At 36.2% G+C, this 11,095-nt stretch carries 14 protein-coding genes; 5 read left to right on the plus strand and 9 right to left on the minus strand.

Annotated features, from left to right (window positions below):
* Positions 1-9: 9 nt before the first annotated feature.
* From BLR86_RS09665 to BLR86_RS09675, 3 genes are all read right to left on the minus strand, one after another.
* On the minus strand, positions 10-438 hold the full coding sequence (locus BLR86_RS09665) for an HIT family protein (protein ID WP_090760740.1): 429 nt from the start codon (positions 436-438) through the stop codon (positions 10-12).
* A 487-nt stretch (positions 439-925) separates the two neighbouring features.
* Positions 926-3,205: an EAL domain-containing protein gene (locus BLR86_RS09670; RefSeq protein WP_090760742.1), complete on the minus strand. Its 2,280-nt coding sequence runs from the start codon at positions 3,203-3,205 to the stop codon at positions 926-928.
* Between the two features lie 250 nt (positions 3,206-3,455).
* Positions 3,456-3,770, minus strand: coding sequence for a DUF3892 domain-containing protein (locus tag BLR86_RS09675; protein WP_090760744.1), 315 nt, complete (start codon positions 3,768-3,770; stop codon positions 3,456-3,458).
* A 439-nt stretch (positions 3,771-4,209) separates the two neighbouring features.
* Between BLR86_RS09675 and BLR86_RS09680 the strand changes: the two genes are divergently transcribed.
* Positions 4,210-5,784 carry a glycosyl hydrolase family 28-related protein gene (locus tag BLR86_RS09680; RefSeq protein ID WP_090760746.1) on the plus strand — a complete coding sequence of 525 codons (1,575 nt, stop codon included), beginning with the start codon at positions 4,210-4,212 and terminating at the stop codon, positions 5,782-5,784.
* Here the strand turns inward: BLR86_RS09680 and BLR86_RS09685 are convergent, their stop codons facing one another.
* Entirely contained in the window at positions 5,785-6,375 is a 591-nt protein-coding gene (locus tag BLR86_RS09685) for a DUF1836 domain-containing protein (protein ID WP_090760748.1), read from the minus strand.
* 134 nt (positions 6,376-6,509) lie between these two features.
* Here BLR86_RS09685 and BLR86_RS09690 point away from each other — a divergent pair, with 134 nt between their 5' ends.
* The gene (locus BLR86_RS09690) at positions 6,510-7,157 is read left to right on the plus strand and encodes a PAQR family membrane homeostasis protein TrhA (RefSeq protein ID WP_090760750.1); all 648 of its coding nucleotides are present in this window, start codon (positions 6,510-6,512) and stop codon (positions 7,155-7,157) included.
* 44 nt (positions 7,158-7,201) lie between these two features.
* Here BLR86_RS09690 and BLR86_RS26005 read toward each other — a convergent pair whose 3' ends face one another.
* Complete coding sequence (locus BLR86_RS26005; protein ID WP_165903230.1) at positions 7,202-7,339, minus strand: hypothetical protein; 138 nt, start codon at positions 7,337-7,339, stop codon at positions 7,202-7,204.
* 176 nt (positions 7,340-7,515) lie between these two features.
* Here BLR86_RS26005 and BLR86_RS09695 point away from each other — a divergent pair, with 176 nt between their 5' ends.
* Positions 7,516-7,857, plus strand: a complete 342-nt coding sequence (locus BLR86_RS09695) for a YqzG/YhdC family protein (RefSeq protein WP_090760752.1) — start codon at positions 7,516-7,518, stop codon at positions 7,855-7,857.
* Here BLR86_RS09695 and BLR86_RS09700 read toward each other — a convergent pair.
* The 4 genes from BLR86_RS09700 to BLR86_RS09715 form a co-directional block, all read right to left on the minus strand.
* A complete protein-coding gene (locus BLR86_RS09700; protein ID WP_090760754.1) occupies positions 7,850-8,323 on the minus strand; it encodes an SRPBCC family protein in 474 nt (157 codons plus the stop codon). The genes BLR86_RS09695 and BLR86_RS09700 overlap by 8 nt on opposite strands.
* 57 nt (positions 8,324-8,380) lie before the next feature.
* Entirely contained in the window at positions 8,381-8,746 is a 366-nt protein-coding gene (locus BLR86_RS09705; protein ID WP_090760756.1) for a DUF488 domain-containing protein, read from the minus strand.
* 86 nt (positions 8,747-8,832) lie between these two features.
* Entirely contained in the window at positions 8,833-9,063 is a 231-nt protein-coding gene (locus BLR86_RS09710; protein ID WP_139185596.1) for an excisionase family DNA-binding protein, read from the minus strand.
* Positions 9,064-9,126: 63 nt separating this feature from the next.
* Positions 9,127-10,062 (minus strand): dipeptidase, encoded by a 936-nt coding sequence (locus BLR86_RS09715; protein WP_090760760.1) that lies wholly within the window; start codon positions 10,060-10,062, stop codon positions 9,127-9,129.
* A 173-nt stretch (positions 10,063-10,235) separates the two neighbouring features.
* Between BLR86_RS09715 and BLR86_RS09720 the strand changes: the two genes are divergently transcribed.
* Together BLR86_RS09720 and BLR86_RS09725 are read left to right on the plus strand one after the other, a co-directional pair.
* A complete protein-coding gene (locus BLR86_RS09720) occupies positions 10,236-10,625 on the plus strand; it encodes an SET domain-containing protein (protein WP_139185588.1) in 390 nt (129 codons plus the stop codon).
* Between the two features lie 168 nt (positions 10,626-10,793).
* Complete coding sequence (locus BLR86_RS09725; RefSeq protein ID WP_090760764.1) at positions 10,794-11,021, plus strand: hypothetical protein; 228 nt, start codon at positions 10,794-10,796, stop codon at positions 11,019-11,021.
* The last annotated feature ends 74 nt before the right edge of the window (positions 11,022-11,095 follow it).

Genomic DNA, 11,095 nt, shown 5'->3' on the forward strand with positions numbered 1-11,095 from the left:
TTTACTTTTTTAAGAAAGATATTCGTTTATGGTTTCTCTAAGTTTTCTTTCCGTCTCTTTTAACTTCGTTTCATCTTCTATGTATTCTGCTTCATCATTTGAATAGAAAGTAGCAAATGATTGATCTTTATATCTAGGTACTACGTGCATATGATAATGCGTTAATTCATTAAAAATTCCGCCATTTTGACATATAGTGATTCCATCCGGATTAAACAATTTTTTTATTGCTTTAGATAAAAGAATCGACGCCTTCATAATTGATTTTGCAGTGACTTCATCAAGTTCATCATGGTCATAAAGATGTTTCTTAGGCAAAATTAACACATGATCCTCGTTGTATGGTTCATGATCTAAAAAACAGCAAACAAAATCATCTTCGAAAACTATATGAACTGGCAGCTTTTTATTAGCCAAATTACATCCTAAGCATTCCATATTTTCACAACCTTTAAATTCTACTATTTCCACTTTAACAAAAAAAAGGCCGATACTCTCGACATTTATAATAAATTTTGTAGCATTTCTAAAATGTATATAATAAATTGATAAATCAGAGTAAATAACTGTTTAATAAATTCAAACAATGAATCAAGCATCAAGCACACTTCCTTCCAAATAGGAAAAAGCGTTTTTACTTTTTCCTCGTCCTATATTATTTAATGCGTTTTAGGACGAGTTTGAAATGGATGAAAGTGTACTTTTTTACAACAAAATCGAAATAATAAATTGGCTGATACTAACGATCATTAAATAAAAAACTTAAAAGGATACTGAAATTGTTACCTATGACCATTAATTCTTTCTGCCGCTAAAATTCGCATTCCGCAACTTCTATGTATTAAAAAAACTAATCGAAAGATCCCGATTAGCTTTTTTACGTTTATTTTGTAGTTCGTTTCATGAACCAATTCTATTTCAAGCTTTATGACGCTTCATGATTAGATGTCATAAAATCCTCAAATGCGGATGGCTTCAATGGTCTGCTGTAGTAGTAACCTTGTCCTTGTACGTAACCATCATTGCTTAGTTCATCAACATGTTCCTTTCGTTCGATTCCCTCTGCAATGACCGTTAATCCAATAGATTTTGCTAAGTTTATGATAGCCTTTGCAATTTCCTTACTTTCTTTATTCGTATGAATATCTTTTACAAACGATTGGTCGATTTTTAATGTATCAATCGGCAGTTCTTTAATATAACTAAGAGAACTATATCCTGTTCCAAAATCATCGACAGAAATGTGAATACCTAGATTTCGAATTTCCTTTAAAATCGATACCGTACTTTTGACATTTGCCAAGACACTTTCAGTTATCTCAAATTCAAGCCATTTTGGATCTAGTCCTGTTTCATGTAAAATCGTTTTCACCTTATCAACAAAATTAATGTCCTCCAGCTGACGTACCGAAACATTTACAGATAAGAGTAAAGGTGGATAACCTTGGTCTTGCCATGCGGATGCTTGCCGGCAACTTTCTCTAAGGATCCATTCTCCCAAGGGGACAATTAATCCCGTTTCTTCTGCTAATGGAATAAATTTTCCTGGAGGAATGATTCCTAAATCAGGGTGATTCCATCTGACCAATGCTTCCATACCGATTAACTCATTAGTAGACAGGTTAACTTTCGGTTGATATTCCAAGTAGAATTGGTGCTCATTGATCCCTTGTCTTAATGCATTTTCAAGTAACCGTCGCTCTAATGATTGATGTTCCATGAGTTGATTGAATACCATAAAATCATTCTTACCACGTTCTTTCACATAATATAGTGCAGTGTCCGCATTCTTGATCAGGTCTTCAGGAGATTCTCCATGGTCAGGATAGTGCGCCACACCAATACTACATGTGAGTGTATATTCTTGTTCACCATCTTTTATTGGGGTTTGAAACTGCTCTATCATCCTTTGGACAATTGTTGTTGCATACTGTTCATCCTGCACATCTTTTAACATGACGACAAATTCATCTCCGCCAATTCTAGCTGCTATATCTGCTGGACGAATAACAGATTGAATTCTTTTAGCAGCTTCCTTAAGCACAAGGTCTCCTGCATCATGCCCCCATTGGTCATTAATTTGCTTAAAATTATCGAGATCAATAAAAAATATTGATAGTTTAGATTTGGGTAATTTTCGGTCCATGACTTCACTGCACAGTTGATTCATAAACGACCTTCGATTTGGTAGATTTGTCAAAGAATCATGGAATGCTAATTGATAAATGGCTTTTTGTACTTCTTTTCGTTCACTAATATCCCGCATAACGACTAACATTAATTCATTTTTTGAAAAAGAAGGTTCGTTAATACCAACAATATCTGCCTCGACATCGATATAATATCCTTCTTCATGAAGGAGACGAAATTCGCTTTTCAATGCCCTTTTTAGGGTTCTTCCACAATAAGATAGTATCTCATTTTTAACGGTTTTCTGGTCATCCTCTTGAATCTTTTCAAAAATATTGGTCTTTTCCAGTAAAGGAAGGTCATAGTTTAACACTGTTTTGAATGATGGAGAGACATAGTGAATGACGCCATTCCTATCTATAATCGAAACCAGGTCCGTTACGTTTTCGGCAATCATCCGGTGAATTTCATTGCTTGTTATTTCTTGTTTCAATAGCTTATTTTCAAATAGAGATTTCTTCTCTAGACTGGAGGTTTTCGAAAAAGCACTATATTGCTGGTTTAATTCTAATTCAACTTTAATTTTAACTTCTTTCCCAACCAGTACGCCGCCAGTTTCCAGTGCTGCATTCCAGGTGAGACCAAATTCTTCACGGTTAATCGTTGCTTCTGCTTCATAACCGTAAACTTCCACTCCCTCTGGGTCGGTACCTTTACCGCCGAACGCAACATCAAATGTTACTAGTTTTGTTATCCCTTTAATCGTTACATCACCAGTAACTTTATAACGATCACGACTTTTTGTAATTTTAGTAGATTTGAAATCGATCGTTGGATAATTTTGAATATCAAAGAAGTCAACTGATTTTAAGTGTTTATCGCGTTCTAGGTTACGAGTATTTATACTATCTACATCAAACTTGAATACAATTTTTGCAGTTGTTAAATCTGTTAAATCTTCAGCCTCTACATCGGCTGTAAAAGAATCAAATTGGCCCCTTACCTTTGATACCATCATATGTTTCACTTCAAATCCTACTGTGGAATGCGCTTGATCTACAAACCAGTTTCTCATCTATAATCTCTCCCAGTGATTTACATTTTGCAAATAACCTCATAAAATTAATCTTGAATTAAAATATCTCGACTTAAGAATATATGTTTTTACTTTTTTCGTCAATACCTTGAATAGTAAGGTTAGGTTGCCTAAACGATAAAAATGACTATCAAATGTATACATTTTGATAGTCATTTTCCCTTGCATTTTAAATGCTTTCGATAGGTAATCCAAACCGTTGATTTCTTGTGCCACTCTCTTTGCTAAACTAAAATTCAGGAAGTTGATCAAGATTGTTTTCTTTAATCCCATCTGGTTCACTGCGAATGATGTCTCTGCCGTATTTATGGAAAACATCAACACGGGCAATTTGACCTGATTTGGCTTCCGTTAACGCAGTGATATAGTCCAGTTCTCTGCCAGTACTGGTTTTGAAGGCAATAATATCCCCATCATTGTTCTTTTTCACAGCAATAAATTCTTCTTTTCCATCTGGGTTGCTTTGACCAGCCTCAAACTGTGCTTGCTGCTCACTTTGCTGCTTGTATTCTTCATATATTTTTTCGAAATTCTGCTCTTCCATCTTTCCACCTCCGAACGTACGTTAGTATTTTTAGGATAATGGTAAAATAATATACAAATTACACAAAAAAGACAAAAAATGCTGATTACCTATCGTGGTATAATTTACCTAATTAGTGGCGATAAATGGAAGCAAATAAGGGAATTGTTTGGTTTTTTATTAAAGATTCTCAGCAACACTCCATTACTGCCTAGACTTTGTATTGCATGCTGCTTTCCTGTTCTGATGTTGGCTGCCGGGATTACTGTTTAAATAAGAAGCTGCTTATCGTTGTCTTAATCAACAATAAGCAGCTTTTTTTGATTGTTAATTTATTGTCACATCAGGGCGTTCTACCAATTGGCGTTCTGAATATAAATTAAAAGAGTCAGGTTACTAGAGCTTTTACTTCAAATTAGGGATAATAACTTTATAAAATTTTTTCTTGGAGTGTGAACGGATGCTGTTTTTGGATAAATACCATGACCCTCGAAAAAATGCACAGCTCCTCTCGCAAATTACAGAGAATCGACTAGATTATAAACAGGCACTCCATGAAACAGATGAGCTTTTTCAACAATGTCTGGATAAAGTGCCAGTTCCACAACCAAATAATAGCCCCACACCGCTATCTTTTTCAAATAAAGTCAGTGAGAGTTTGTTTAGACTGTTTGCTAAACCTTTCTCGTTATTGGAACCGACAAAAGCATATGTGGATGCTGAAGGACACGTAGTGCCTGAATGGAAAACAATGTTGGATCATGAATACAGTCACTTACTCAATACTATTACGAGAGAGGTAAATATTGAAGATTTCGGCGGAATTGGTGATGGAAAAACGGACAACACTGTTGCATTTAAAAAAGCAATAGGTAACGGCCGGGTAAAGGTAATTGTTCCTGAAGGCGTATTTATTACGAAAGGAATTCGTCTGCCATCTTGGACCTATCTAGTGGGGGCTGGAAAATGGAAAACAACGATTAAACTGCATGACCATGCTTCAAAAGAATCAAGATTAATCACTAACGCCGACCATTGGCAAGGAAATCATCATGTTTTTGTTCAAGGGTTAAGTTTAGACTGGAATGTCGAAAGGCTCGGTATTGTAACAAAGACAAGTACCTGGGGCAATTATTCAAGCTGCTTAACTTATGCAAATGTTACATTTGGCTGGGTAAAGGATGTGGAAGGCATCAATCCTGGTCTCCATTGCTTTGATATTTCCTCTACCTTGTACAATTATGCTGGCGATGGATATCTTGGTAGAGGTGGAAGCAAATACGTTTGGCTGGATAATTTGAGTGGACATGGTTTCGGAGATGATGGGATTACCACCCATCATAGTGATTACATTTTTATTTCTCGCTGTCATATGTGTGATCCAAGCGGCCGTGCCCACCAGAGAGATTTTTCCAATTCTAATGGGTTTGAAGTTGATGATGGTTCAAGGAATGTGCTATTAGTCCATAATTCATCTGCAAGGTGTTTTGGTGGAGTTGAAATTAAGGCGCATCAAAATTCATCTGCCGCCTCTAATGTTAAAATCGTTGGGCATATTTCTGTTAACGATAACCGCAGCTATAACTTCCGCCATATCGGACATCACAAAAGCACGGATACCGAATCAAAATCTGCCTATAATATTACAGCGGTCAATCTTGTAGCGATTGCACCCATTTTTACAGATCTATATAAATATTCCACACCGCGCGGATTGGTTGTTTCCGCTTATAAAAATGTCGTTATTAATCACTTCACTTTAATTGGGGACCCGAATTATGACTATAATGGAAATCCCGTATTGGCTGTTCAGTATCGTGCGAGGAATGTTGTACTAAAAAACATTCTAATCAAGGATTTTAAAAGTGGTAGTGCAGGTATTAAAGTTTATGGTGGGAAAAACAAGGCTGATTCTGTCACAATATGCAACCTTGAGATACGAGATTCAACCCTAAAAGCGATTGATGTAGGTGCATGTGTTCAGGATATTATAGTTGAAAAGGTGATAGCAACAGAAAAGGCGTCAAAGAAATAATCATCTATGACGCTTTTCATCTTTTTCAATCACGATTTCATCGACCAGCTTTTCTGCGACTTTTCGATATAAATTACTCATATGTACGAGCGAGGAAATCATTAACACTTGCTCTAAGTACGGTGAATGCCGATCCTCCATTTTCGTCACTTCATCCATAACATCCTTAACCCTTTCATCAATATCCTCATTGAAATCAGCTACATTCTTTTTAGAAAGAGATAAATAACTAGTATAAAAAGAATCTAACTCGATATCCTCTTTGATGATCCTTTTGTTAATCCCATCAAGCGTTACCTGGATATCGTTAATCGACAGAGATCCTTTTAGCTGATAGATCAAGCTCATCAAAATTAAATGCTCTTTGGAGTATTTCTTATTTTTTATTGGGAAGATCAGCTTCCCTTTTGCGTAGTTATTGATCATTGTTTTGGTAAGAACTTTTTCATCTTCGTTTCGCTTTGAATCAGCAAATTTGCTCTCAAATAGCTGAATAACCTGGTCCATATATAAATCGATAGCTGGTATTTCATTTAGTTTAAGATTGGATTCTAGCCCTAGTTCTTCAATAATTGCATGAATCTTTTCCATTAAAAATAACCCCGTTCCTAGTGGTATCTATAAAACATTATATCGTAACAATTTCACATTGACTAGATTATGTTTTACTAGTATGATTACAAGTAGTTATCAAAACTACTTGTTGTTTTAGGAGGGTTATTATATTGAGCAATTTTATTCGTGAACCAATTAATGGACTTACTCATTTAACAGGGGCACTCTTGTCGTTTGTCGGACTTCTCGCGATGGTGATTAAAGTGTCGAGCACCACCTCGTCTACGATGGCAATAACGGCAGTCATCATTTTTGGCGTCAGCATGATCCTCCTTTATTCTGCATCTGCTACCTATCATATGGTAATAGCGAGAGATCATGTCATTGCGTTTCTAAGACGACTCGACCATTCAATGATATTTATATTAATCGCAGGCACGTACACACCTTTTTGCTTTATTAGTTTGAATGGAACAACAGGCAATATTCTATTTTCTATTATTGCCGCGGTAGCTTTAGGCGGAGTTGTTTTTAAGATGTTTTGGTTTAATTGTCCACGTTGGATTTCAACAGCATTGTATCTTGTAATGGGCTGGATGATTGTGTTTGTCTTCTCTCCATTAGCAGGGAGCATGGACTCGAAGGGTTTATTTTTATTAATACTCGGAGGTATCTTTTATACAATCGGTGGTGTCATTTACGGGGCTAAGCCAAAATTCCTCCAATCAAAATACATGGGTTTTCATGAAATTTTTCACATCTTCATTATGTTAGGAAGTTTATCTCACTTTTTATGTGTATTCTTTTTTGTAATCTAATATGGAAAATGCCTTCTGCAACACCAGAGGCATTTTCCATTTTTTTATGAGTTCTTTTTATTATCTCTCGCAGCTTGTTTCCTAGCCTTTTTACTTAGCCCTTGTTCTGCACCAAATTCCGTATCACTAGCTTTGCTTCCACCTGTATGCGGTTGGTTACGATTGTTATTGCGGTTCGTCAATTTACTTCCTCCTCTTAAGTATTGTTGTAGCAACATCTTTATCCTGCATTACTTAATAGGGAAATATACCCAATTTATCTTTATTCTTTTATCAGAGTGAATCATTGTCATTAAAACTACATAATTATTCTCCTGAAATTAAATACTAAAAATAAAAAACAAAGAGGGTAAATAAAATGAAAAAGCTTTGTATATGCATATTTTTAATATTAATCTTTCCCCAAAATTCTCTTTTTCCAATAAATTCAATTCAAACTGCATTTGCACAACAAAAGCCAATCCCTCCATATGCTAAGTGGGGGCAAGTGGCCGTCAAAGAAACACAAAAAAAGTATCCGGATGCTCGAGTCGTCGATTATCTCCATATTGGAAAAGTAAGTGGCGAGCATTCATCAACGGAAAAATTCAAATTATGGTTAAAAGGATCCCAAAAGGAATTCGGCGTTTTTGTAGATATTGAATTTAACAATCAAACCGAAAAAATCATGAAAATTACATATCGAGAAACACCTAGATAAATCCGTCAACGATGGCATCCGGTGCTTTATCGGACACAAGATTCAAAACGACTTTATGCTCAAGCAGCGCCTTTAACCCACAGAGCACCATCGTATATCCTCCCATTGAATCAATAGCCCGAGCAACCATTTCATCGCCACTCCCTGAAAAACCTGTGTTCGTTATCGATACAAATGTTTCATTGTCTTTTCGGGAAGTGAAAACCCACTCTGTCTCGGTGCCGTCAGACCAAACGATCCTAATTTCTTTGTTTGGATCTAGTTTCTTTACATTTAAATCATCCCCAACACCGTACATCTCCCAATCCCACCTGATACGCTTACCCTCTTCTAATCTCCCGCTGCTTTTGGTAAACCAGAATTTTGTTGTTATGGCTGGGTCGATAAATGCTTCAAATACTTCTTCAACCGGTCTGCGAATGAGCATTTCTGCTGTTACTACTGGTATTTGTGTCAAAGTTTCCATCTTGATTTCTCCTTCTTTAAGAAAAATGCAAAAATAACCGCATGTGAACTTTGGATGTTATTCTATTAGTTTGTTAAGCTCTTCTTGCAACACGATCGCATGATTAAATACAGGATCCTTTGCTCCATATAAGAGTGTAACCATTCCTGTGGCTGCCATAGTTTTTATTTCATCAATAATCTTTAACTTTTGTTCATCCGTACGTAATTCCTCTAGATATTTCCTTCTAAATTCCTCAAACAACTCTGGCTTGTGACAAAACCACTTACGAAGTTCGGGACTCGGGGCAATATCCTTTTGCCAAGCCGTCAATTTTGCAACATCCTTCGAAATTCCACGTGGCCAAAGACGATCAACCAAAATCCGAAAACCATCAGATTCTTCATACGGTTCATAAACCCTCTTCAAGAAAAACTCACCCATTTAACCCCCTCCTTATCATTCTATTGAGAAAATTGTCCATACCAGGTGGACACTGTCCACGAGCGGTGACAGGCACCAAAATTAATCTAGTCTTCGTCCTTGATGTCGAGGTCTTCGGGGACGGGTTCGTTTAGGATTTCTTCGACTAGGTGTTTGTATTTTTCGATTTGTTTTAGGTGGGTGTTGAATTGTTCTTTGTTGATGATCCAGGTTTCGCCGTCATGGATGGCGCGGATTTTCTTTTGTTTAATTAGGTCTTCAATTGTTGAAACAGGCATGGATAAGTATTCTGCTGTTTCTTTAATGGTTAGGTACATATTTTTCATTCCTCGTCCGTTATGGTGATTTGATTTACTAATGTTAACCCATGTTTCTTTCCTTTATCTTAACACTCCTGGCCGGTGGTCGAGGAAGTTCTGATAAGCGAATCCTCTCACTTCATTCTCTTTGAAGTGCTTTAGTAATTCATTAATGAGATTTTGTGATTTAGAAGCGTCCTCTAAATTTTTGATAAAAACAGAAATACCATCAAAATCTGAACCTAGCCCAATATGGTTTACACCGCCTAATGTACAGAAGTGATCGATATGTCTCACAAGATCATTGATGGTGACTACTCCGGACTCTTTTACAAAAGGTGGATAATAGACCACATGAATCATCGCATTTCTCTTAAACATCGCCATCGCTTGTTCATCCGTTACATTACGTAGATGATTACAGAGAGTACGTGAATTAGAGTGGCTGGCAATAGGGTATTTAGCTAATTCAATTACTTCCCAGATTCCCTTATCACTTAGATGAGATATATCCGTTAAGATTTGGTGCTCGTTATTAAACTTTACAATCTCTTTTCCAAAAAGCGTCAACCCGCCACCGCGCGGTTCGCCAGCCCCATCGGCAGCTAAATTGGCATTATTCCAGGTCAATCCAACCGAACGAACTCCTAACTGGTAAAGTATATGAAGTTTGGTTATATCGTTTCCAATGGCATCTACACCCTCAAGCGTTAACATGGCGCCGATTTGTCCGATATTGATCTTTTCAAAATCGGACCATTCTTTAATATGAACCATATCGGGATTCTTCCCGAGGACTTCCTTGTAAAAATAATCAATTTGTTGAAGAGCTACCTGGAACTTCTGGTCTGATGGTATGTCTGGTTCAATAAATATCGCAAAGCACTGGACCTTGACTTGCCCTTTATGCAAACGAGCTTTGTTCGTTTGCAATTCTTTTGAATCCGCAAAACGGAGGGTGCCTTCTCCTTCAGAGAGTTTAAGTAATGCATCACAATGCAGATCAATTATTTTCATTTAAGCGACTCCTTTTTTTACAAATTTTATCATAAATACGATAGAAAGATTAAATTTTGCTCTTATTAGAAACACTAACATTCGTAGGAATCGAAAAACAGTTGCTTTCAATGGACTTACCTGTCAAACTTAGAGAATATTGACTTCAAAGAAAGTAAATGTAGGTGACGAACATGATAGAAGTAAAATCTTCAAAACTCAGCGATGGAGAGTTCAATAGAGGCATATTTGCAACACGTGATATAAAAAAAGGTGAACTTATTCATGAAGCACCTGTAATCGCTTATCCAAATGCGGAGCATGAGCATATTGAAAAAACATTGCTAGCCGATTATGCGTTTGAATATGGCATCAACCATACATGTCTTCTCTTAGGTTATGGCATGCTATTTAATCATTCCTATCAGCCAAATGCCACCTATGAAATAAATTTTCCAAACCATACCTTTGACTTTTTTGCTTACAAAGATATAAAAGCTGGAGAAGAGATACTTATCAACTATAACGGCGATGAAGAGGATCAAGAACTGCTTTGGTTTGATAAAGAAAAGCAAGACAAATAGCAGCCCTACTTGGGTTGTTATTTTTTTGTATTCCAATCATCTTTTTAGGTAAAAAGAACCATCTTTGGTATTTTTGTAAATATTTCAAAGTTTGTTCAATATTTCACAAACTTTCAATAAAAATCAATGTTATTATTAGTTTATCAAAGGCACAAGGAGTGATATGGCATGATGTTATGTGAATGGAGATCTTTTTCTACAGATTCTGAGACTTATACAAAAGAAGCATTTGAGAAAATTGTTGGCGACGAATTTGAGGCAATGATGATAAAGGATAATGAAAACATCCCATGTTATATTTGGACAGTAAATTTCGTCATCATTGTTAAAAGATTTTCAAAAGTCCTTACAGATATATCCTTTGAAAAAATACCACGAAATCCAGTTTGTGAATAACACTGTAAGATCCTCATAATTAGTTTGTTATTATTTTTTTATCTTTATTTGTGAAATATTTCACAAACTATCAA

The sequence above is a fragment of the Bacillus sp. OK048 genome (genome assembly GCF_900103525.1).
In the GTDB taxonomy this organism is placed as follows: Bacteria; Bacillota; Bacilli; order Bacillales; family Cytobacillaceae; genus Neobacillus.